This is a genomic window from Aquimarina acroporae (genome assembly GCF_023195925.1).
Classification (GTDB): Bacteria; Bacteroidota; Bacteroidia; order Flavobacteriales; family Flavobacteriaceae; genus Aquimarina; species Aquimarina acroporae.
Window position 1 is genome coordinate 139365 of the sequence record NZ_JALPRE010000009.1, and the last position, 23783, is coordinate 163147.

Consider the following 23783-nt stretch of genomic DNA (forward strand, 5'->3'; position numbering starts at 1 on the left):
TTTATAATGGGATTTAGAAGTGATAAGTTTTTTAAAAAAATATTACTTTTTAAGTAACATTTTTATGTGTTATGAAATATATTGTATAGTAACTCAAATATTCTGTTTTTATGAAAAAACTACTTACTCTGTGTGTGACCGTATCTCTTTTTTCTTGTAAATCTGACAAGATTCAAAATAAAAAAGAGATCGGGGATTTTTCAGTAAGCTTAACCAAAAAAATAGATTTGGGGAGTCAGGTTAAATTCTCTTTTAGAATTTTAGACTCTTTTCCCGAAGAAGTAAAAGGTCTTCCAAAGCTGGACACTATGAGATTACAGTATTTTAAATTTAAAAGTGGTATTACTCCTGATTCTATATCCCCTGATAAAATATACGCGTATTCAGGTTACGAGAATGGAAAATATGTTATTGCATATGACCGTAATTTTAATAAAGATCTAAGTGATGATAAAAGACATTATTTTGATCGTCAATTTGGGAAATGGAGAATGGGAGCCAATTATGATCAACAAATAGCGTACGACACGATAGAATATTCAGAATATAAGTTAGGTAAGACGATTAAAAACACCCATGTTTTTAAAGTTGTTCCTAATGATAGCATGGTTGTTAAACCTGGAGACTTTATGTTTACCGAGCTCATTATTCGCATGCCAGCCTATCTTCATAAATGGTATGGCACAATGTCTTTGAGTGATGAAGAATATAATGTTGCCGTGAGCCCAAGTTGGAATGGGACATCGTATACATTTGCTAAAAAAGAAGAAGATTTTCCTAGCAGAATGGATTATGATTTTGTAGAAACCAAACTTAAAGATACTGTACAAATAGAAACGTCTTATTTTCGAATCGATAGTATTACTCCTGATTTTTCTGAAGTGTTCTTTACAGATCTAAAATTAAAGGAAAAAGCGCATGGCATAGCTGTAGGAGATAAGCTAAAAGATTTAAAGTTTAATGATATTCAGTTTACTACCACCAGTTTTTCAAAACTTACGGTCGATAAAGAGTATTTACTCATAGATTTTTGGGGAACTTGGTGTGCTCCATGTATAAAACTCAACCCTGAAGTTAAAAAACTTAACGAAGAGTTTTCTAAACACCTTTCTATTGTTAGTTTAGCTTTTGATGATGATAGAAATAAAGTTTTTGAGCACATTACAACTCATGAGATGAAATGGAATCATGTCTTTTTGCAAAGGGATTTAAAGGCAGGTATGGAAAAGTACCCAAAGATTTTGGATGATTTACGAATAGATACTTTTCCCACTTTTATACTTTTAGATAAAGAACTTAACATTTTGGTAAGAGGAACTGGGGCAATGGCACTAGAAGAAGTACAAGAGATTTTATCTCAATATGAATAAACAAAAAAAACCATCAATGAAATTGATGGTTTTTTTTGTTTAAAGTTACTTACTGTATTTATTACTGTATCGTTTCCAGAGTTTGGTTTGGTGACTTTCAAGACTAATATCTCTGCCTTGAATAAAAGCTTTTTCCAGTTGATTTGTTCTCATGTCTAAAGCATCACCTTTACTAATAAATAAGGTTGCATCTTTACCAACAGCAAGTGTGCCTGCGAACTCATCAATTCCTAGAATTTTTGCGCTGTTACCTGTTATGAGTTGTAATGCCTTTTCTTTGTCTAACCCATGGGCGGCAACAGTCCCTGCTTGAAACGGAAGATTTCTGGCATTTGCGCGTTCCATTTGCCCAGAGTTTTGTAAAGCTACTAGTACCCCAGCATCCATAAGTAGTTTAGCATTTTTATAAGGCAAATCATAATCATCATCTTCAAAATCAGGAGTAGAGTGCGTCCTAGTAATTAGTACAGCAATATTATTGTTTTTTAATTCACTACTAACTTTGTAGGCTTCATCTCCACCAACAATAACTATTTTAGCAATATTGTGTTTTACTTTGAAGGTAATAACATCTAATATCGTTTTTTCTGAAGTTGTATGAACAAATAGTGTTTTAGAACCATCAAAAATCCCTTCCATAGCCAAATGAGGTAGATTTTTTTCAAAAGAAGTATTTTGTAATGAGGCTTTGGCATCTAAAATATAATCGTCTAGTTTGGTTACATTTTTTTGATACTCTTTATTAGGTTTAAAACCAGGTTCTTCTCCAAGCCACCATCTTCCTCTTTTAAAAGGACTTGGCCAGTTTAGATGTATTCCATCGTCTAATTTGATGATTGCATCTTCCCAGTTCCAAGCATCAAGCTGAACAATCGAAGAAGTACCAGATATTGTACCTCCTCTTGGTGTGATTTGAGCGATTAAAACACCATTAGGTCGCATACTTTCAACAATTTTACTTTCAGAATTATAGGCAATAATACTTCTTATATGAGGATTAAAGTTTCCAATTTCATTTTGATCGTTAGACGCTCTTACAGCTCCAATTTCTACCAACCCTAATGTAGAATTAGGAGCAATGAAGCCTGGATATACATGTTTTCCTGAAGCATCAATAACTTCTCCTTTTGTAGCCACGCTACCACTAGCTCCTATGTCTGTTATTTTGCCGTTTTCAAAGATGATAATACTGTTCTCAATAGTTTCTCCATTACCAATATGGGCAGTTGCTCCAGTAATAGTAATAGGAGTTTTTTGCGATGCTGCGGGAGTCTGTTGTGCCACAATTCTTCCCAAAGAAAAGATGCACAAAACTGTATATATAAATATGATATTTTTCATTTCTGTTCTTCTTGTATTAATGAATACTTTCTATAGTTTCACATTCGAAACGTTGCTTTTCCTTTTTCTTTGGAGGTTGTGTTTTGAGACCTTTATTCTTAGATTTAAGCATCATTTTAGAAAGTTGATTGCGCTCACTTGCAATAGATTTTCTCATAGAACGATCTTTATCTAAATCAAAATATACTGTTCCATCAATAATTGTTTTTTCAGCTTTGGCGTAAATCGACAATGGGTGGTCTGTCCATAGCACAATGTCTGCATCCTTCCCAATTTTGATACTTCCAACTCTATCATCAATGTGTAAGAGTTTAGCAGGATTTAATGTTACGAACTTTAATGCGTCTTCTTCACTAACACCTCCATATTTAACTGATTTTGCAGCTTCCTGATTTAATCGACGAGACATTTCAGCATCATCGCTATTAATAGCAGTTACAACACCTTGTTCATGCATTATAGCTGCATTATAAGGTATTGCATCATTAACTTCAAACTTGTAGGCCCACCAGTCAGAGAAAGTTGATCCTCCAACACCATGAGCAGCCATTTTGTCTGCAACCTTATAACCTTCTAATATGTGAGTAAAAGTATTTACTGTGAAATTAAATTTCTCAGCTACTTTCATAAGCATGTTAATTTCACTCTGTACATAGGAGTGACAACTAATAAATCTTTCGCCATTGAGTATTTCGACAAGTGTTTCCATTTCAATATCCTTACGGAATGGTTTTCCGCTGTTTTTAAGAGCTTCATAAGTTTTGGCACGAGTGAAATAGTCGATATAAAGTTGTTCTACTCCCATTCTTGACTGTGGAAATCTTGTAGTACTTCCCCAATTACTTTGTTTTACGTTTTCACCAAGAGCGAATTTGATAAATTTTGGAGAATTCTTATAAATGAGGTTTTCTGCACTTTCTCCCCATTTCAATTTCAAAATTGCAGAACGTCCACCTATAGGGTTAGCAGAACCATGAAGAATTTGTATAGATGTTACTCCACCAGCTAAATTTCGGTAAATGTCAATATCATCTGGTGATACTACATCTTCAATAGTAACTTCGGCAGAAGAGTTATGGCCGGCTTCATTGATAGCAGCAGCAGCAATATGCGAATGCTCATCAATAATTCCCGCAGTAAGATGTTTTCCGGTAGCATCTATGACTTTTGCATTTCCTGCATTAAGATTTTTACCAATCTGAGATATTTTACCATTTTTAATAAGGACATCGGTTTCTGCTAAAATACCCTCCGTTTCATTGGTCCAAACTGTGGCATTTTTGAAAAGTATATTTTCTGCTTTAGGCAGTTGCTCGTTTCCATAAGCGATGTTTGGGTATTTAACAGGTAAAACTTCTGGTATTTTAGCTTTTTCAGGAGATTTTTCCTCTTTTTTTGATGGGTTATCTTCCGGTTTTTTCTTTACTGAAAAAGAAGTTTCTGACCCATTAGGCAAGATGGCCTTTCCAGTCCAAAAATTGGTATTTTCTCCAATAGCGCTAACCACTCTCATATATTGTGTCTTCGTAGTATCGGCATCTGTAAAGGTAATAGTGATCCAATTGTCTTTATAGTTTATTTTAGATCCTAATTTGGTATCACCTAACTTAATTTCAGCTTTTGGAGAAGCAGGTTTCCCTGAAATGTTAAGGTCGTATGATTTTCCTGCTAAACTTAATTCGTATGTTCCATTAAGATCTTTAACCGTCATATCATTAATGATATTTTTTTCTCCCTGTACCCAATTTTCATAGACCATGTAATCACTCGACAAGAACTCTCCTTTTGTAATTAAAAAATTAGCATATGCCCCTTTTTTAATAGTTCCTAAAAGATCACTTTTTCCTAATAAAGCGGCCGGTATAGTGGTTAAAGATGCTAATGCAGTCTTTTTATCTAATCCATAATCTACTGCCTTTTTTAGATTAGCGGATAAATCACTTACTTTTTTTAATTTGTGAGTAGTAATTGCAAATGTTATCCCGTTTTTTGCTAAGGCAGTGGGGTTAGTTGGAGCTTGATTCCAGTGTCGCATATCTCCCAGACTCACTATGCTATTCATGTATGGGTCTGAAACATCATAGGCATTAGGAAAATCTAAAGGAATGATATACGAAGCATTTGTAGCTTTTACTTTATCGATTCGGGCATACTCGTCACCGCCTCCTACAATAATGTATTGGGTATTAAATTGATCCCCAATCTTATCGGCTCTAAAGCCATTGATGCGGCTCCCGGCTTCAAATATTTGAGGTAAACTTTTGTTTTTATTTAGTGCTTCTAAAGACAAATCTTTATTATTTGCTTTACCCATGGCATACCAGTTTGCATCGTAGTACGCTTGTCGTAACAAAGCCATTGCTCCCATAAGTGAGGTAGGATAAACCTGTTTACTTTGGTTGCTTTTTTCAAACGAAAGAAATTGAGAAGATCGTTCACTCAATAATCGATCACCTTTGGTGCCTTTGTTATTTAGGGCAACAATAATTCCGGTACCTCTTACAATGCCATCTGGCATATGAGTTTGTAATGCTCCGTAGCCTTCTTTGATGTATTCTGTTGCTTTTTTATTGTCGTATTTAAATGCTGTTAAAGCACTGGTTTCTGGGCGTATGTGATCATTCCAGTAATACCCTTCTCTAGAAGCATCCCATTGTGGTTGTCCTCCAGAACTAAAGATACTTCCTCCCTGGCTTTTGGGTTTTTTTATTCCAAAATTGGTAAAAGGATCTATAAACGATGCATAGATATGTTTTCCTTTCAAATCTATAATCACACTGTTTTTTGGAATAGACACCGAGCTTCCAACGTCAATAATTTTCCCTTTTTGGATGACCAGTATCCCGTTTTTTATTTCAGAATCTGGAGTAGTATGAATTATAGCATTTTTGAATACGGTGTAGTTAGAATCGGAGGTTTTAACTCCATCATTTTTTGGGAAATATTCTTGTGAGTAAGAATTAATCCCTCCAATTATCACCGCAATTGATAATAGAAGTTTTTTCATAATTGAGTAACGTGTTTATATCAGATTTAAATATAGAAGTTGAAAGGGCACGAGTTTGTTAATTAATATTTTTTTAACAGTAGAAACCGTATTTTAGGAATAAAACTTGTGAGATTTAATTAACTTATACTAAAATTATACCGATCATGAGAAAATTATTTTTTGTTATTGCCTTATTTATTATGAATTTTAGTTGGGCTCAGCAAGCCCAAACAAATACTGCTATAGAGTACAGAGGTGTTAATGCAGTTCGATTGAATAATATTACAAAACCAGCGACCAAAGAAACTATCGAAGAAAGTGCCATAGCTGGAAGTAAATATAGAGAAGAAAATTACAAAAGTGCAGATGTTTATTTAGGTGCTGATAAACTATTAGGAAATTTTTCGGTACGATACAATGCCTATAATGATGAGATGGAAATTATGGATAACGGTAAAAAATCTGCTCTTTTAAAAGAAGACGATATGGCTGTTGTGTTTAAAAATTATATGTACAAGGTTCTAAGTCATAATGGAGAGAGTAGATATTTTGTGGTTTTTAATGGAAACCAAAAAACATCTCTAGTATTAAGAGCAAAAAAGATTATAAGTAAACCTGTAAAACCTTCTTCGGGATTAGGAGGTACAATGCCGGCTACTTTTACAGATGATGATAGATATTACATAAGAAACCTTGCAGGAAACTTAATTGATGTTAAGTTGAAAAAGAAAGACATTCTTAGAGTATTAGGAAATAAGAAAAGTGAAATAGAAAAATTTGTTTCATCCAGAAAACTAAGTTATAAGAAGGAAAATGATTTAGTGGCAATAGTAGATTATTACAACACGTTATAAGTTTCTTTATTTTTCAAATAATTTACAAGTAGTGCAACTACATAACTGTAGGTTTCTATACCTTCTGGTTGATTGTTTGCCTTTAAATAACTGTCATAAGTGCTCTTGAAGATAGGCTCTAATGGGTTTTGGTAAGAGTCCCAAAACTCATTTACCTCGATATAGTTTTTTCTAATACCAGGTCTAAGCTCTTCTTCTATGAGACAAATAGCTTTTTGTTCATCTCGAAGATATAAATCATTTAGACAAAATTTAAGAGCAAACGTCGTACCGCTGTATTTAAAATAAATATCATCATAGTTCATAGTAGTAAGTGCAGCAATAAAATTAGCTTCATTTTCTTTGGCAAACCCCAATTGATGTGCCTCTTCATGACAGCTCGTGGTAGGTGCCTTATAGTTCAATATTAATCCATTCACCTGGGCCTCATTGGTTATGGGGTTTAAATATCCACTAAATCCCATATAGGTTAATGGAATAGTTAATAGTGAGGTTTTTATGCTCTTTGGACTATAATTTAATTCAGGAAATACATTTTTAAGTTGTTGGTAGGCTGGTACAGTCTTTTGAAAAATCTCATCTTTGGTGTATGGAATTTTTACAGATAAGGAATCATTTGCTTCTATTTTCGAGTGTATGTTATTGGCATGAACAATAAGTTTTTCGGTAACCTCTATAAGTTCTTGTTCGCTGTATTGGTCTTCGATGTTTAAGATTTCATGCAGGGGTAATCGGTAGTAATTCATTCCCCAAAGCATATGAAAGCAAAGGTATACAATAGATAATGTAGCACCTATATCTAATAAAACCTCTTTCCACCTAATTCTTCTGTGCAATACTTTTTTAATTAAAAAGCGGAAAAGAAGAATAATAAGTATGCTGTACAAAATATCACCAAAAGAAAAAGGTATCCATCCAAAAACATAACGAAGTGCTTTAGAGGTATACACAAAAATACCATTGCTATAAACGCTTTCAACAACCTCAGGAAAAAAAGAAAATATCTTTATTAAAATAATTTGAACCGGAAGTAGTATTGTGAGGTAAAGTTTGGTCTTGGATTGCATACGAATTTTGATCAAATGTGATGGTAAATCTACAACATTTAATATATCATTTAGTTTAAGATTATCTTAATATAGTACATTTGCCAAAATACAATATTGCGATATCATATGAATTCAGAAATAAGAAATCTAGAGCCAAAAGAACTATGGAACAAATTTGCCGATTTAAATGCAGTTCCAAGACCTTCTAAAAAGGAAGAACGAGTAATTGCTTTTATGAGAAACTTTGGTGAATCCTTGGGATTGATTACCGAAATTGATAAAGTAGGAAATGTACTTATTAAAAAGCCTGCCACCTTGGGTATGGAAGATCGTAAAACAGTAGTAATGCAATCCCATTTAGATATGGTGCATCAGAAAAACGCAGATACTGTTTTTGATTTTGACCAGCAAGGCATAGAAATGTATGTTGATGGAGATTGGGTAAGAGCAAAAGGAACAACTCTTGGTGCAGATAATGGGCTAGGAGTGGCTACAATAATGGCTATACTAGCATCTGAAGAAATAGAACACCCGGCTATCGAAGCTTTGTTTACGATAGATGAAGAAACTGGAATGACTGGAGCTATGGGACTTGAAGGAGGTTGGTTGCAAGGGGATATCTTATTGAATCTGGATACCGAAGAAGATGATGAAATTGGTGTAGGATGTGCTGGGGGAATCGATGTAACTGCAAAAAGAAAATATACTGAAGAAGTACTTCCTGAAGGGAAGACGGCTTACACTATTTCGGTAACAGGGCTTAACGGAGGACACTCTGGAATGGATATTCATAAAGGGCTTGGAAACGCAAACAAGATTATGAATAGAATGCTATTTGATGGGTTTGAAAATTTTGGTTTACAGGTGAATCAAATTAAAGGAGGGAGTTTAAGAAATGCTATTCCAAGAGAGAGTTTTGCAACCGTAGTGGTAGATACTATTCATGAGAGTGCCTTTGAGTATGAAATGAATGAACTTACTCTTGTTATTAAAAAAGAATTTAACATTGCCGATCCTGATCTAACTATAGATATAAAGAAAACTGAATTACCTTCTAAAGTAATGGAGTTGGGGGTGCAGGAAGGTGTTATTAAAGCTCTGTATGCAGCCCATAATGGGGTGTACACAATGAGTGCCTCTATTTCTGATTTAGTAGAAACTTCTAATAATATTGCTAAAGTAACGGTGGCAGAGGGTGAAATTATTATAGAATGTTTAACCAGGAGTAGTGTAGAATCTTCAAAGGGAGATCTGGTAAATAAGCTTAGAGCTACTTTCGAGCTTATAGGTTGCGAAGTAAATACTAGTGGTGATTATCCTGGGTGGGCTCCTAATATGGAATCTCCCATATTAAAGGTGATGGATGATTTATATGAAAAACTGAATGGAGAAAAAGCCCATGTGGCTGCTTGTCATGCTGGTTTAGAATGTGGTATTCTAGGGCAACATTATCCTAATATGGATATGATATCTTTTGGGCCTACTATTCTTGGTGCTCATTCTCCAGATGAAAGGGCAAGTATTTCTTCGGCTCAAAAATATTGGAAGTTTGTGCTTGAGATTCTTAAGGAAATTCCGAAGAGATAATATTGAATATACTGATATAAAAAACGGCTTAAGATTTTAATCTTAAGCCGTTTTTTATGGTACTTATTAAATCGTATTAATGATTATGTCCATCATTTTTTGAGTGCCCAGGAGGAGGAGTATTTGGATCTGCGATATCCATAATTTCTAATTCAAATATTAAATCAGAATTAGGAGGTATAGGTCCGCTTCCTCTTTCACCATAAGCTAAGTGCGATGGAATAAAAAGTATAGCTTTATCTCCTACATTTTTCATTTGTAACGCTCCTTCCTTAAAACCAGGAATCATTCTGGCATCTGGAGAATAAGGCATTGGTATTGGTCCGTAAGGTCCTCTTCTAGGATTAAATACACCAAATTCTTTGGCTTTTTCTTCATAGCTGGTATCAAACATTTTACCATTGGCCAGGTAACCTTCATAATTTACCAATATATTGTCCCCGGTTTTAGGCTGTTCACCGGTTCCCTTATTCAAGAATACCATTTCTAATCCACTATCGTATTTGGTAGCTGTTTCTTTTAACTTAGCATAGTCTGCAGCTATTTTGTCGTCACGTTCTTTAATTAATTTTTCTTTTTCAGCTTTTTCCTCTTCTATTTCTTTAATTCTTTGCGTAAAAGCAGTCTCGGTATCAAAAGATTTTGCGTCTTTACCTTTTCTTATGATATTTACCTCAAGCATTTTGATATCTTCTACAGGCTTATTTCTTGCTCCTGTTTTCGTAGTACCAATACTGTCTACTACATCTTGTCCTAAGATAACCTCACCAAAAACAGTATGTTTACCATCTAGCCAAGGTGTTTCTTTTAAGGTAATGAAAAACTGACTTCCATTTGTATTAGGGCCAGAATTCGCCATAGAAAGAATACCTTTTGATTTGTGCTTTAAGGAGTCTACAAATTCATCAGGGAATTTATATCCAGGATCCCCTGTTCCGGTTCCTAAAGGATCTCCCGTTTGTATCATGAAATCTTCGATAACTCTATGAAAAATGATTCCGTTATAATATTTTTTCCCTACATAAGAGCTGTCAACCATGGTGTTTGTACCTTCAGCAAGAGAAACGAAATTGGCAACCGTCATAGGAGTAAGAGTATGATGTAACTTTGCTACTACAGTACCTTGATTTGTCACTATTTCAGCATAAAGCCCATCATTTAAATCTGGATACTTTTCGTTACAACTGCCAAAAGCTACCAAAACGATAGCCAAGAATAAAAGGTTTAATGTTTTCATTTTTTTAAACTGATTAATTTTCTGTTGTTGATTCTTTTGTGATTTTATTGAGTGTCACTTCACTCATTAACGGAATATTTGTTCCAATCTTATGATCGTCGCCATAATAACCATATGCTTGGTAGGATGGAAATAGAAAAGTAACTACTTCTCCTTCTTTCATTAATTTAAGACCTTCTCGAAGTCCCAAGAAAAGTTCTTCTTTATCAATATAATAGGTAATCGTATCTAATTCTTCTTTGGAGTAGATAGTATTACCGTTAAGGTCTTTTACATTGTAGTTGAAGTTCACAATATCACCAAACTTCGGGGTTATTTTGGAAGTGGTATCTTTTTTATTATAATAATACCAAAAGCCACCTTCGGAGGTTATATAGTCATGTAGGGTATCATTGTCCATGATTTTTTTTATTCTAGCTTCTTCCTTAGCAGCCAACTGTTTGTTTCTATTAATAGATTCAGTTATAAATGATCCCGATTTTATGCTAACGGGCCTTCTGGCTTCTGGAGTTTTACAAGAAAAAAGTAGTAAAGAAAGACCAATCAAATAAAGAATTGTTCTCATGTATTTAGGACATTTTTATAAGATGGTAAGATACTAATAAATTTTTCAACAGTATCAGATAAAGTAAGAATACTTTTGCCACCAGCGGCATTGTGATGCCCTCCTCCTTCAAAATGGTCCCTAGAAAATTCATTCACTGAAAAATCCCCCTTGGAGCGTAATGAGATTTTTATAATGCCTTCTTTTTTGTTTTCAATAAAAATTGCGGCAAATTTTATCCCATCAATCGATAACCCCATATTTACAAAACCTTCGGTATCTCCTTTTTTGAAATTGTTTTGGTCTAATTCTTTTTGTGAAAGGGATATATATGCAGTTTTATACTCTGGTAAAACCTCAAGATTATTTAAAGCAACTCCTCTTAATTGTAAGCGAGAAAGCGTATTGGTGTCATATATGTTTTCATGAATACTAGTGTTGTCAGCGCCTTTATCGATAAGGTCTGCAATAACTCGATGAGTAGTGCTGGTTGTAGATCTAAATCGAAAAGATCCCGTGTCTGTCATGATTCCCAAATAAATGCAGGTTGCAATTTTTGAATCTATCTTGTCCAGATCCTTTAGATTTTCGATAAAATGATAGATCATTTGGCAAGTAGAACTCATGCCGGTATCGCTAAACGTATATTTGGCATAAGAGTCGGGTTGTTGATGATGATCAATCATGATAAAAGTGGCACTTACTTCGCTCAGAATAGTTTCCATATCACCACTTCGGGACAAGTGGTTGAAGTCTAAAGTAAAAATAAGATCGGCCTCGTTTATTTTGGATGTCGCGATCTCGGTATCTGTACTATATTTAAGTACTGTATTTTCTCCAGGAACCCAGTTTAAAAAATCAGGGTACTCGTTTGGAACGATCACAGTAGTTTTATGTCCTAACGAATGTAGATAATGATATAACGCCAATGAGGATCCGATAGCATCCCCATCTGGATTTTTGTGAGCAGTAATAACGATGTTTTTCGGTGAGCCTAAAAGCTCTTTGATCTCTTTCATGTCCATAAGTCAGCGAATATACGACAAATAATATTTTGGTAATATTAGAAGCATTAATTTTGTTTTACTTCAATAAAACTTCATATGAAAAAGAAAGCTATTTTGCCTATTTTGTTTATGCTAATGACTTCCTCGATTTTTTCTCAAAATAACGTTTCGGACTTCACTATTGTATTTGGAAGTTGTAGTAAACCAACGTTGCCACAACCTTTTTGGGAGGATATTATTTCACAGAAACCAAACGTTTTTATTTGGGGAGGAGATAACGTTTATGCAGATTCTGAAAACATGGAAAAAGTAGCCAATGATTACAAGGCGCAAAATGCTATTGAAGGATATAAGAAACTAAAGATTAATGTGCCTATTATGGGAACTTGGGATGATCATGATTATGGCCAAAACGATGCAGGAAAAGAATGGATTATGAAGAAAGAGAGTCAGCAATTGTTCTTAGATTTTATGGGAGTTTCCAAAAATGATAAAAGAAGAAATCAAGAAGGAGTATACACATCCCAGGTATTTGAAATTGATAAAGGAAGTGTGAAAATCATTGTATTGGATACTCGTTATTTTAGAACAGCTCTTAAAAGAAGTACTACAGAGGAAAATAGGTATGAACCTTATCAGAGTGGTGAAGGTACTATTTTAGGAGAAAAACAATGGCTTTGGTTAGAAAAAGAATTGGCAAGTAACTATTCAGATTTTTTAGTTATCGTAAGTAGTATACAGTTTTTATCTGCCGAGCATGGATTTGAGACTTGGGGGAATTTTCCTCATGAAGTAAAAAAACTTCAAGATTTATTGGTCAAAAATGCTGTTCGTAACGCTATTATAATAAGCGGCGATAGGCATATTTCAGAGTTTTCAAGTGCCAAGGTAAAAGGACTTAAATACCCGTTAATAGATTTCACCTCTAGTGGTCTTACGCATTCATATTCAAAATATACGGGAGAATCGAATAGATATAGATTGGGAAGAGTTATTTCTGTTCCAAGTTTCGGTGTAATTCAATTTAATTTTGATAGCTATAAGGTTACTATGAAGATGATAGGAGAGAGTAATACCGTCCTGCAAGATTATAAACGTGAATATCCTAAAAACTAAAAGGTTTCTTAATATATAGATAAAGGTAGTTATAGTTTCTTATAATAATTCTTGTTTTTGAAGCTTTTATAGCTACTTTTGCACAAAAATTTTAAAAACCCATTTCTGGGATTATAAATTAAAATCATACTTCGTTAAAAAGAAGTAAACAACAAAAAAAAATACGATGGCAACAAACAGAACTTTTACGATGCTAAAACCGGATGCGGTTAGAAAAGGATATATTGGAGCAATACTTGAGCAAATTACGGCTTCAGGTTTTAGAATTGTAGCTATGAAGTTAACTCAACTTACTACAAACGACGCTAAAGAGTTTTATGCTGTGCATAAAGAACGTCCTTTTTATGGGGAATTAGTAGAGTATATGACCAGTGGTCCTATTGTAGCTGCAATATTAGAAAAAGAAAATGCAGTAGAAGATTTTAGAACGTTAATTGGTGCTACAAATCCAGAAGAAGCAGCAGAAGGAACTATTAGAAATAAGTATGCTACTTCTATTAGCGAAAATGCTGTTCACGGTAGTGATAGTGATGAAAACGCTGCTATTGAAGGCGCTTTCCATTTCTCAGGAAGAGACCAATTCTAAGCTAACAAAACATAGAATTAAAAAAAGCTGTCATTATTGACAGCTTTTTTTTATACTTTTTCCTTAATTTTTCCAGGAATCGCATCTTTATGCAATAAAATACCAACGGTTTTCATTCTGAAATAAGCTTCAGACATATAAAGATACCCTTTTTGAACTCCTTTGGTGCCCCAGGAGTTTTTTATCTTATAATACGATTTTCCTTTTTGATCAACCCCTTTTCCTACGATATGCATTAAATGATCATCGGTTGTATTATAATTTTCAAATTCTCGTTGTCTGGTTTCTGAAGTGACAGCATCTTCCTGCGCATACTCTTTAAAAGCACTTTTTCTATCTTTTTTATTTGTTAAAATAGCGAGTCCGTTTTTTTGAGAAAACCCAACTTCGCTCACATCTCCATCCCATGCTATGGTAAATCCTTTTTCTAATGCGTGATCAACGACATTTTGTAGTTCATCGAGAGAAATGTTATAATAGGAGCCATTAGAAAAGTTGTCTGGTATTTCTAATATAAAATTGCTATACATTGGGTGATGCGTAAAAGAAGTAAGGGTTACATAGTTGTTGGCATCTACACCTAGCTCTTTAGCAAATTCTTTGGGTGTATATGTTTTATTGTTGTACGTAAAATTGGTAGGCCTTTCTCCAATATAAATATCTAACATGGCTTCATAGCTTTTCCACCAGTTTTCAGAAAGTATTTTGTGTTTAACGGCATTATCGACCATGTTTTTGAGTAACTTAATAAGTTCACTATGATCATGTGTGGTACTTTGACTGTTCGTAAAACCAGTATAGACCTCATTAGGAATAATACCATGTTTTTGAATAGAGTTTATAACATCATGCGATAATGCACCTTCACTAAATTGAGCCTTACCTTGTCGTAGAATGTAATTTCTAGCCTTGTCTGAGTAGGTGTTTCTAACCTGATATAACTCAGAGAGGTTGTGGGTTCCTTTTCCTAACCTAGCAATTTCAGATTCAATAAAAGAGGTTGTAGAAAAACTCCAGCAAGTTCCTGTTTTACCTTGACTTATAACAGGAGTGCATTCGTAAGTAATTTTTTCTGTAATGGTATAATCTGGATGTATTTCCTGGGCCCAGCCCAGAAAAGTTGCCTGTACTAAGCTAAGGCAAAATAAAAATCGTTTCATTGTACTATAATTTGTGCGCCGATAAGGTACAAGATATTGTTTAATAATAAAATATAAACGTGTTAATTACCAGAATATTCTGAAGCTAAGGTTAGGGGTAATACCCAGAGAAAATATGTCAGCACTTATAAATTGATTATTTAAGGAGTTGGTAGTTCTAAATTCTCTATTGAGTAGGTTTTTTCTATCGTAAATATTAAGAACAGAAGCACCTAGGCGGTATTTGATTTTGGAATTTTTTTTGAATTGAAAATCATAAATGGCAGAAAAATCAAGTCTATGGTAGACAGGTAGATTATTACTGTTAATTTCTCCAAAATCTAAAACTACAATATCCCCAGAGTCATCAACCCCCTCGATATTGGTAAATGCTTTTCCTGTATGCCACAACCAGCCTAATGAGAACTGGAAGTTGTTTATAGTATAGAAATGTGACCACTTTATGGTATGTTCAATATTCCAGTTTCCAGGAAAGAACTCTTCATTATTTACTTCATCAAACCTATTTCGTGTATTTATATAAGAGTAGCTGATCCAGGATTTATAGTTTTCGAATGTTTTTTTTATGAAAACATCTGCACCAAACACTCTACTTTCTCCATTGTGATAGCTGTTATCTATAGGGTTGATAAACCCAGAGGTTAGCGAGGTGATATCGTTTATTTGTTTATAATAACCATCAATGTCGATATACCATCTTTTTTTTCTAAAACTGCTTCCTAATGTAAATTGATAACTCGATACAATTGGGAATTCATCTTCATCGGATAAAGACCAAACCTGATTTTCTAAAGATAAGTTACTTACTACAGATTCTTGAATTTGGCTTGTCGCCTGACTTCGGTATTCGGCACTGGTATTGATACTCCAGTTTTTTGAAATGTATTTTTGGAGAAATACTCTGGGCTCTATAAATGAACGGTTAAGTTCGCTGTAATGGTTAAAACGAAGGCCCGCAGAAATGTAAATGTTTTTAGGGTTTTCAAATTTATATTCAGAATAGAACGAATGCGTATTCAAAAAACGATCATCTTCATCCAATATTAGCTCATAACTCGGGGTAGTCGTAACAAAAGCAAACCTTGTATTGTTATTAGAGTATTGATAACCACCAGATAGACTTTGGTATTCAGTAAATTTGTAGTCGATATGTAATTGAGCACCAAAATCCTGAACACTGTTTTTTTTACTTTCTATTTCTATAATACTTCCTAGGTTTCTGGTAATAAACTGGTAGTTAAGTAGGTATTTGGCATAATATCCATTAATATCAAGATAGAGCTTATCTCCATATGAACTTTTCCATTTTACATTATACCCTTCGTTTTCAGTAATTAAATCATCATTCAACGATTCTGAGCTATTACTTCGTCTAAAATCAAGGTCATTTTTACTATAGATACTATTTATTTCTATTTTTTGACTGTCCGAAGGTTGTATAATTAGGTTAGCATTATAATCTGCATAGAAAAAATCATTTTTTTCATCGTTGAGTTCAACTGTCTCAGCGATTTTTGTGTTTTGAAATACACGATCTGATAGCTGTTTGTATGTAAAAGTTTCAAAAACATCGGTATACGATCTTCTTCCAGAAACTTGAAAAGATACTTTATCTTTTATAATGGGGATTTTGAGTATTGCATCTCCATTAATCATATTAAAACCGGCACCTCCAGAGAAATTGTTTGTAACCTGATCTTCAGATTTGATATCAATTACCCCTGCAATTCTGTCCCCATATTTGGCACTAACCCCACTTTTTGAAAAATTTACTTCTTTCGCAACATAAGGATTGAACGCCGATAGCATCCCGAAGAAATGACCTTGATGATAGGTTTTTATTCCATTCCAAAGAATAAGATTTTGATGCGGTGTACTACCTCTAACAAATAAACCCGATGCTGTTTCATTGGGGTTGTTTACACCTGGGGTTAATTGTACACTTTGCAATATATCGGGCTCGGTACGACCTGGGAGTACTTCGACTTCATCAAGATTAATGTTGATTATTTTTTTGTTTTGTGTTATTCCTTTGGCGATATATTCTCGTATCAGCACTTCATCAAGTTCTTCTTCTTTTTCCTCAATGAGATATATTTCTAAACATTCGTCATTGGCAAAAGATTTGGCTTCTACTACAGTTTGCCTAAATCCCGGAGCACTAATAAGTACTACCGAGTTGTAGGGAATTCCTTTATGCTCAAAATATCCTTTGGCATCAGAAGAGATATTTTCTCTATAAGCTTTAAAGAATATCCTTATATCATCCAAAGGTTTAGATTCTTCGTTGTAAACATATGCGCAAACGGGTACTTTATCTTTCTTATTGAAACTACTTATTGTAACAAAATTATCTCCTGTAATTTCGAATTTGAGGTGAACTTTTTTTTGTAGTTCTGCAAGAAAATCTTTGATCGGGATTTCAGAGTTTACCTCTGTAGATATCGTTTTTGAGCGTATTAGCTTATCTATATAAGAGAATTTTACAGCATATTGCTGTTCGATAATAGAAATAGCGTTGGCAAGAGGTATATCTTCTAAAACAATAATTTTTGCCTTTTCTTGAGAAAAGACAAATACATTGCATAAAAAAATACAAACGCACAAAAATCTTATCATCCTATTATTTTTCTAGCACTACAGTCTTTCTGTCTTTAGATAGATTATAGTCCATGCCTAAGGTACTAAAAACTGTTCTAAGAGCCACTTCCAAATCATTATTCGGAAAAGTACCCGTGTATATTGTTTTTAGATCAGTATTGGATGTTTTGATTTGTATGTTATATTGTTTTTCTAGTTCTTTAAACACGTATTCTATAGGAATACTTTTAAATGAACTTGTATATGTTAACCATGTCGGTTGCTCACCTGTAAAGGTCCATTTTTCTGCTGAAGATCCTATATTTCTATACGCTTTCCCAGCGGTAAGAATGGCGGTATTAGCTCTATTCACAACGCTAACTTTCCCTTCATAGCAATTTACCTCAAAAAAAGAATTTTGCGATTGCACATTAAATTGAGTTCCTAGTACAGAAACTTCGCCGTTAGTTGTTTCTACTGTAAATTTACTTCCTTTTTTTACTTTAAAAAATGCCTCTCCTTCCAAAGAAACTAACCTTGTATTTTTCCAATTTTCTTGATTAAAGCTCGCTTTAGATTTTGCATTTAAAATCATTTCAGACCCATCAGGGAGTTGTACACTTAATGTTTCTCCGTATTCGGTAACGAATGATGAATTTGGATTGTATAAAAATACCCCAATTATAATAGCAATAGACGCGGCTATGCCAATAACAGGCCATAACTTAATGGTTTTTCCTATTTTCTTAGGCGCTTGACTACTTTTTTTAGACTTCAAGGATTGTAACTCCTTTTCTATATCGTAGTCTCTCAAATCAAGAGCATCTGCACCGGTCATTATCTTTACATAATGATCATATTCAGGATGCGTACGAAATTCTTCGAGTTCTTGCTCAGAAAGCTCTCCGTTAATCCATCTTGATAAGAATATGTCATCTTTTTTATCTCCTAACATAACTGCGATCTATATTATGTAAACGCTTTAATTTTAAAATACCCTACCCATCTTTGTAAAAAAAATAAAAATCTAAAACAGTGATTGTCTTATTACTATAACTTTTTTACAAGATATTATTGTTTCCAGAACTTAAATATTACCAATTGTTTTTCTCAACGTTAATAATGCTTTATGCATGAGTTTTTCAATAGCTTTAACCGATACTCCAGAAAGTTCTGCGATTTCACGATATGTTTTTTTGTCAATTCTACTTAATAAAAATACCTCTCTTTGTCTTTCAGGTAACGCAGCAATTGCATTTTTAAGTTTTTCCATATACTCTTTTTCAAGAGCTATAAATTCTGGGGATTCGATATTCACATCGGTATTTCGCTGTGTAACGTAATCCTGATATTTAAATTTTACTTTTTGATGTCTTGTAATGCTAATACCTAGGTTAGTAGCCACCGTGTATAAATAGCTTTTCGCCTTGTCTACAGTCACTTTGGAGCAGTTGTTCCATAGTTTTATAAAAGCATCTTGAACAATGTCTTCAGCCTGATCTAAATCACCAAATTTATAGTAGATGTAATTTCTTAAAAGTTTGGAGTGACTTTTAAAAAACTCATCAAATACTTTTTCGTTACATGTAGAATTTTTGTCAGACATGGGGGTGATATATGGGTTCAAATCTATATGTTTTTTTGAAGCTATCAAAAAAATAAAATAAAGATGGGTGGTAGGGTATATCATTTTTGCATCGTTTTATAAACGTTATAACACGTCAACAAACTCAATTGAGTCTTTACATGAATCTTTGAACTTAATTTAAAATTAAAATGAAAAAACTTAGAGTCTATACATGGCTTATGCTAGGGTTAGGATTATTAATGTTTTCTTGTGATGAAAACGAAGAAACTGACTGCTTACTACAACTTTCTTTTACACAGGATGGAAAGGAACTTTTTGCGAATTTTGAGGGGATTGATGATACAACCTACGAATGGTTTGTCGATGATCAGTCCATAGAAACCGAGGATGCACAAAATTCAGATCGAGATAATAAGTTAGATTTGAGTGATTATAATCCAGGAACTTATACAGTATGTATTATGGCTGAGACTGAAGATTGTCCTCAAGGTGTAGAATTCTGTAAGGAAATCACTATTGAAGAAGGAAGTACAGATGAAAAATGCCCAGAATTATCATTTGGTATCGAGGGCGATATAGCTTTTACAAATTTTGAAGGTGTAGATCAATTAGATGTATATGAGTGGTTCGTAGATGGGCAACTTGTAGAAACCGAAAACATACAAAATCAAGATAGAGATAATAAACTTGATTTAACAACGTATAATCCTGGTGAATATAACGTATGTATTAAATATGAATCTCCAGATTGTCCACAAGGTGTAGAGTTCTGTAAGGTGGTTGTTATTGATGATAATAATACTGGAGAAGGAGATTGTCCTAAACTTTCTTTTATAGAGGAGGGAACGACTCTTTTCGCGAACTTTTCAGGAATCGATCAATTACAAGTATATGAATGGCATGTCGACGGGCAATTAGTAGAGACTGAAGATCTTCAAAGTCAAGATCGGGATGATGTACTAGATTTAAGTTCATATAACCCAGGTACCTACAAAGTATGTTTAAAAGCAGAAACAGCCGATTGTCCAAATGGTACAGAATATTGTGTTGAGGTCACTATACCGCAGCCTCAACCTGTAGATTGCTCGGCTTTTGATATTATTTATGCCACAGTGGGATCAAATGAATATGTTGGTCGTCAAGGGCTTAATATTTTGGTAGATCGCAATACTGTAGTTTGGACTATTGATGGAAATCAAGTTACGCATAATTCTTTCACGGGTAATATTTTGATACTAAAAAATCATCTCACACAGGCAGGTAAATATGAGGTTTGTTACAAAGCAGAATCTCAAGACTGCGGTACTATTGAAAAATGTATAGAAATAGATTTTCAGGCATTATAACGCTATTGGTTTAGCTTTTTAACGATTTGTTTCTCTGTTGCAAACAGAGTTGTTTTACCTTCTGAGGCTGCATTGTATATGTAGCCTCATTAGTTTTATAATTAAGTGATTATATCGTTTTTTTAAGTTTTTTTTAGTAGGAGGGGTAGGGTGTTTTTTTTTAGGTGCGTTTCATTAATGTGGAGCATAAAACCCCTAGAAACAATTAACCCTAAAATTATTTACAATGAAAAAAATTAGTATTTGGTTGATAACAGCATTTGCTATGATATTAGGATTTACTTCTTGTGAAGTGAATGAAGAATTTGAAGGTTGTCCAGAAATAGATATCACTATAGAAAACGAACCAGGAAGTGCAGTGTATAGATTTATTGCGCAGTTAGAAGAATTAGAAGATGTTCGATTTACCTGGACCATAGATGATCAAGAAGTAACTACTGGAAATATAGAAAATATAATCGGTGAAATCTTAGACTATAGATTTGAGCCAGGAAAACACACGGTTTGTGTAAAAGTAGCGAGTGATGATTGTCCGATTCAGGTCTGTAAGGAAATCGAAGTAGAACGTGATGAGAATGATCCATGTCCCGATTTATTCTTTGAGAGCAGAACCTATGAAAGACCATCTACTTACAAATTTATCGCAGATTTTGAAGGAATTGAAAGAGTGCACTATGAGTGGTTTATTGATGGAGAGTTGGTAGAAGATTCAAACGCAAATGATCCAAATTACCTTATTTGGAATTTTGAAGAGCCTGGAGTATATGAGGTATGTATCAAAGCCGAAACGCCAGATTGTCCAGAAGGAACTTCTTATTGTAAAGAAATTAGAATTGAAGAATCAGATTTATCTTGTCCTCAAGTTGCTTTTGAAAAGGAAATGGAACCAGGAACCGATGGGACATATGTTTTTGAAGCTGTAATTGAAGGAAATGATGAGGTAAGTGAGATTCTTTGGTTTGTAAATGGAGAACATGTAGAGAATCCTACAGATCAACAAGGAGGAGAAAGAGTACTTGTGCAAGAATTTGCTCCTGGAGTTTATGAGGTATGTTTAAAAGTGGTAACAGAAAACTGTCCAGATGGCGTAACATATTGCAAAGAAATAAGAGTAGACGGTGGTTGTCCAGAATTATCTTTTGAAGCTGAACAAGATGGTGATAATGCAGCGTATTATTTCTATCCTGGAGCTTTCGACGGTATCGATGATGTAAAATTAGAGTGGTTTGTAAATGGTGAATACGCAGGTAGCTCACCAGAATTCCCGCATAATAATCCGTTTTATTTCCAATTTGATGGACCAGGAAGTTATGAAGTTTGTTTGATGATTGAAACACCAGAATGTCCAAATGGTACGTCATTTTGTAAAGTGATTGAAATAGATGGAGGCTGCCCTAGTTTATCATTTGAACATGAACAAGAAGGGGACACACCAGGGTATAATTTTTATGCAAATTTCGATCATAAAGAAAATACTTCTTACGAATGGATTATTAATGGTGACGTAGTAGATCGAGAAATTGTTAATGGGAATGAGGAAAAAGACGACTATATGTATTATCAATTTGGACCAGGAACTTATGAGATTTGTATCATTGCCGAAACGCCTGATTGTCCACAAGGAATTACATATTGTAAAACGTTGGTTATCGAATAAAACAAAATAGTTAAACGCATATAAAACTTAGGTTTAGTTTAGGTTAGATTAATTAGGTTTTCCCCGGAAGCAATGTCATACTTCCGGGGATTTTATTTTATTATTTTCAGTCTTATTTATTAACTAGACAAGCCATCTGGAGCTTAGTTTTTTTGATTTTAATCAAAATTTTATACATTCATCAAACATAAATTATAGGTAGAGGGGTGGGGTATTTATTTTTGTAAACGTTATACTTATAATAGAACAAGTTTATTTTGAGGAATTTAAAGACATATTTCAATGTATTTTCATTAGTTGCAGTTCTAATGCTTGCATTTTCATGCGTAAGCGACGACTCTTTTTTTCCCGAAGAGAATGGTGAGATAACTTCAACTATTGCATTAGTTACAGCTCTCAATGAGTTTGGTACAGATGCTGCACAGATTTCAGAAGAAAACTTATGTTTTTCATTTGTATATCCAATTGTATTAGGGTACAACAACGACTCTAGTATACGAATTAGTGATTTTCAAGGATTGGTAAATGTGCTCACGGGTCAGAGCGGTAATTTTAACGTAAACGGAATTCAGTTTCCTTTTCAGATTACGTTCAATGGTACCAATACCACCACTACAGTGCAAAACGAGTCGGCTTTTTTGGGAATTCTAAGAGAATGCCAGATAGATACTTTTCGGGATGTTTTTAATTCACTTTTTAGACAATGTTTTAAGTTTGATTATCCTGTAACTCTTATAAATTCAAATAATATCGAAGTAGAAATTGAAGATGAGCAAAGCTTACTTAGGTTTATAGATGAAGAAGGAACTAGTTATCAACCTAATTTCAAATTTCCTGTTAGTGTTTTTGTGGCGCCTGGATTTACAACATCTACTCAGATTAGTACATATTTTGATTTTTATCAGGTAGCAAATGCATGTGTAGGATGTCCCGAAATAAGATTTGATATTACTTCAGATTCAGATTTTCAATATAATATTACCGTCAATTTTGAAATTAGAGATAGTTTTGATGTATCACTAATTGTCAATGGCGAAACTGATGCGAATACTACCCTAGATGGTAACGTTTTCCGAAGAGAATTTAGACCAGGTACCTATGAGGTTTGCATAAGGGTGATTTCTCCAGACTGCCCAGAGGGCAAAAAGGTATGTCAACCACTAACAGTAGAACCCGTATGTCCAGAGTTAAGTTTCCAGTTTGAACAAGAACAAGGTACTTTACAATATATCTTTACTGCAGATTTCGTGGGGATTAATGATATTGTATATGATTGGGTGGTAGATGATCAAATTGCCGAAGAAGCAGATGGAGGAGGGAATGGAGATAATCAGTTGCTCTTTCAACTTACACCAGGTATGCATAGGGTATGTATCAGAACAGAAACTCCAGATTGTCCAAATGGTACAGAGTTTTGTGAAGATATAGTAGTATGCCCTGAACTTGCTTTTATAGCAGAGCAGCAAGGTAATACCACAACTTATGAGTTTATTGCAGATTTCCCTGGTATTGGAGATGTACAATACGATTGGAAAATAGATAATCAGGTTCAGGAAACCGATGGTGGTGTAGATGGAGATAATACATTTACCTTTCAATTTGAACCGGGAGCAACATATCAAGTATGTATCTCAACCGTTATTGAAGGCTGTGATCCCTCACCTCAGTTTTGTCAAGAGATTCAAATACCTTAATTTTCTTTTGTGAAGCTGATAAAATAACTTGTCTATAATTTTGGATCTGGTAAGTTTTTTTATGTAAAATTTTGATCT

18 protein-coding genes are annotated in these 23783 nt (G+C 34.0%); 8 read left to right on the forward strand and 10 right to left on the reverse strand.

Annotated elements, in window-relative coordinates; translation table 11 throughout:
• Positions 1-110 precede the first annotated feature (110 nt).
• Positions 111-1370 carry a TlpA family protein disulfide reductase gene (locus M0D21_RS14405; RefSeq protein ID WP_248330720.1) on the forward strand — a complete coding sequence of 420 codons (1260 nt, stop codon included), beginning with the start codon at positions 111-113 and terminating at the stop codon, positions 1368-1370.
• 45 nt (positions 1371-1415) lie between these two features.
• Here M0D21_RS14405 and M0D21_RS14410 read toward each other — a convergent pair whose 3' ends face one another.
• Positions 1416-2711 carry an amidohydrolase family protein gene (locus M0D21_RS14410; protein ID WP_248330722.1) on the reverse strand — a complete coding sequence of 432 codons (1296 nt, stop codon included), beginning with the start codon at positions 2709-2711 and terminating at the stop codon, positions 1416-1418.
• Between the two features lie 16 nt (positions 2712-2727).
• Positions 2728-5718 carry an amidohydrolase family protein gene (locus M0D21_RS14415; RefSeq protein WP_248330724.1) on the reverse strand — a complete coding sequence of 997 codons (2991 nt, stop codon included), beginning with the start codon at positions 5716-5718 and terminating at the stop codon, positions 2728-2730.
• A 146-nt stretch (positions 5719-5864) separates the two neighbouring features.
• Here M0D21_RS14415 and M0D21_RS14420 point away from each other — a divergent pair, with 146 nt between their 5' ends.
• Positions 5865-6554, forward strand: coding sequence for a hypothetical protein (locus M0D21_RS14420; protein ID WP_248330726.1), 690 nt, complete (start codon positions 5865-5867; stop codon positions 6552-6554).
• On the opposite strand, the gene M0D21_RS14425 is transcribed toward M0D21_RS14420, so the two are convergent.
• Positions 6539-7621, reverse strand: a complete 1083-nt coding sequence (locus tag M0D21_RS14425; protein WP_248330728.1) for a DUF3810 domain-containing protein — start codon at positions 7619-7621, stop codon at positions 6539-6541. The two genes, M0D21_RS14420 and M0D21_RS14425, sit on opposite strands and share 16 nt — an antisense overlap.
• A gap of 108 nt (positions 7622-7729) precedes the next feature.
• On the opposite strand from M0D21_RS14425, the gene M0D21_RS14430 reads away from it, so the two are divergent.
• Positions 7730-9190: an aminoacyl-histidine dipeptidase gene (locus tag M0D21_RS14430; RefSeq protein WP_248330730.1), complete on the forward strand. Its 1461-nt coding sequence runs from the start codon at positions 7730-7732 to the stop codon at positions 9188-9190.
• Positions 9191-9266: 76 nt separating this feature from the next.
• On the opposite strand, the gene M0D21_RS14435 is transcribed toward M0D21_RS14430, so the two are convergent.
• From M0D21_RS14435 to M0D21_RS14445, 3 genes are read right to left on the reverse strand one after another with little or no spacing between them, the layout of a single operon-like run.
• A complete protein-coding gene (locus M0D21_RS14435) occupies positions 9267-10427 on the reverse strand; it encodes a peptidylprolyl isomerase (RefSeq protein ID WP_248330732.1) in 1161 nt (386 codons plus the stop codon).
• A 13-nt stretch (positions 10428-10440) separates the two neighbouring features.
• Positions 10441-10992 (reverse strand): gliding motility-associated peptidyl-prolyl isomerase GldI, encoded by a 552-nt coding sequence (gene gldI / locus M0D21_RS14440; RefSeq protein ID WP_248330734.1) that lies wholly within the window; start codon positions 10990-10992, stop codon positions 10441-10443.
• Positions 10989-11996: a DHH family phosphoesterase gene (locus tag M0D21_RS14445; protein WP_248330736.1), complete on the reverse strand. Its 1008-nt coding sequence runs from the start codon at positions 11994-11996 to the stop codon at positions 10989-10991. The genes gldI and M0D21_RS14445 overlap by 4 nt, the downstream gene beginning before the upstream one ends.
• 78 nt (positions 11997-12074) lie before the next feature.
• Here M0D21_RS14445 and M0D21_RS14450 point away from each other — a divergent pair, with 78 nt between their 5' ends.
• The gene (locus M0D21_RS14450) at positions 12075-13094 is read left to right on the forward strand and encodes an alkaline phosphatase D family protein (RefSeq protein WP_248330738.1); all 1020 of its coding nucleotides are present in this window, start codon (positions 12075-12077) and stop codon (positions 13092-13094) included.
• Between the two features lie 166 nt (positions 13095-13260).
• On the forward strand, positions 13261-13680 hold the full coding sequence (locus M0D21_RS14455; protein WP_248330740.1) for a nucleoside-diphosphate kinase: 420 nt from the start codon (positions 13261-13263) through the stop codon (positions 13678-13680).
• 50 nt (positions 13681-13730) lie between these two features.
• On the opposite strand, the gene M0D21_RS14460 is transcribed toward M0D21_RS14455, so the two are convergent.
• The 4 genes from M0D21_RS14460 to M0D21_RS14475 all read right to left on the reverse strand — a co-directional run bounded on the left by M0D21_RS14460 (position 13731) and on the right by M0D21_RS14475 (position 19047).
• Positions 13731-14840 carry a C1 family peptidase gene (locus M0D21_RS14460; protein ID WP_248330742.1) on the reverse strand — a complete coding sequence of 370 codons (1110 nt, stop codon included), beginning with the start codon at positions 14838-14840 and terminating at the stop codon, positions 13731-13733.
• Positions 14841-14906: 66 nt separating this feature from the next.
• Positions 14907-17459: a TonB-dependent receptor plug domain-containing protein gene (locus M0D21_RS14465; RefSeq protein WP_248330744.1), complete on the reverse strand. Its 2553-nt coding sequence runs from the start codon at positions 17457-17459 to the stop codon at positions 14907-14909.
• A gap of 4 nt (positions 17460-17463) precedes the next feature.
• Positions 17464-18375: a FecR family protein gene (locus M0D21_RS14470; RefSeq protein ID WP_248330746.1), complete on the reverse strand. Its 912-nt coding sequence runs from the start codon at positions 18373-18375 to the stop codon at positions 17464-17466.
• Between the two features lie 132 nt (positions 18376-18507).
• On the reverse strand, positions 18508-19047 hold the full coding sequence (locus tag M0D21_RS14475; protein ID WP_317250361.1) for an RNA polymerase sigma factor: 540 nt from the start codon (positions 19045-19047) through the stop codon (positions 18508-18510).
• 149 nt (positions 19048-19196) lie between these two features.
• Between M0D21_RS14475 and M0D21_RS14480 the strand changes: the two genes are divergently transcribed.
• The 3 genes from M0D21_RS14480 (at position 19197) to M0D21_RS14490 (ending at position 23705) form a co-directional block, all read left to right on the forward strand.
• Complete coding sequence (locus tag M0D21_RS14480; RefSeq protein WP_248330748.1) at positions 19197-20354, forward strand: hypothetical protein; 1158 nt, start codon at positions 19197-19199, stop codon at positions 20352-20354.
• A gap of 226 nt (positions 20355-20580) precedes the next feature.
• Positions 20581-22011: a hypothetical protein gene (locus M0D21_RS14485; protein WP_248330750.1), complete on the forward strand. Its 1431-nt coding sequence runs from the start codon at positions 20581-20583 to the stop codon at positions 22009-22011.
• A 257-nt stretch (positions 22012-22268) separates the two neighbouring features.
• Positions 22269-23705 carry a hypothetical protein gene (locus tag M0D21_RS14490; RefSeq protein WP_248330752.1) on the forward strand — a complete coding sequence of 479 codons (1437 nt, stop codon included), beginning with the start codon at positions 22269-22271 and terminating at the stop codon, positions 23703-23705.
• Positions 23706-23783 lie beyond the last annotated feature (78 nt).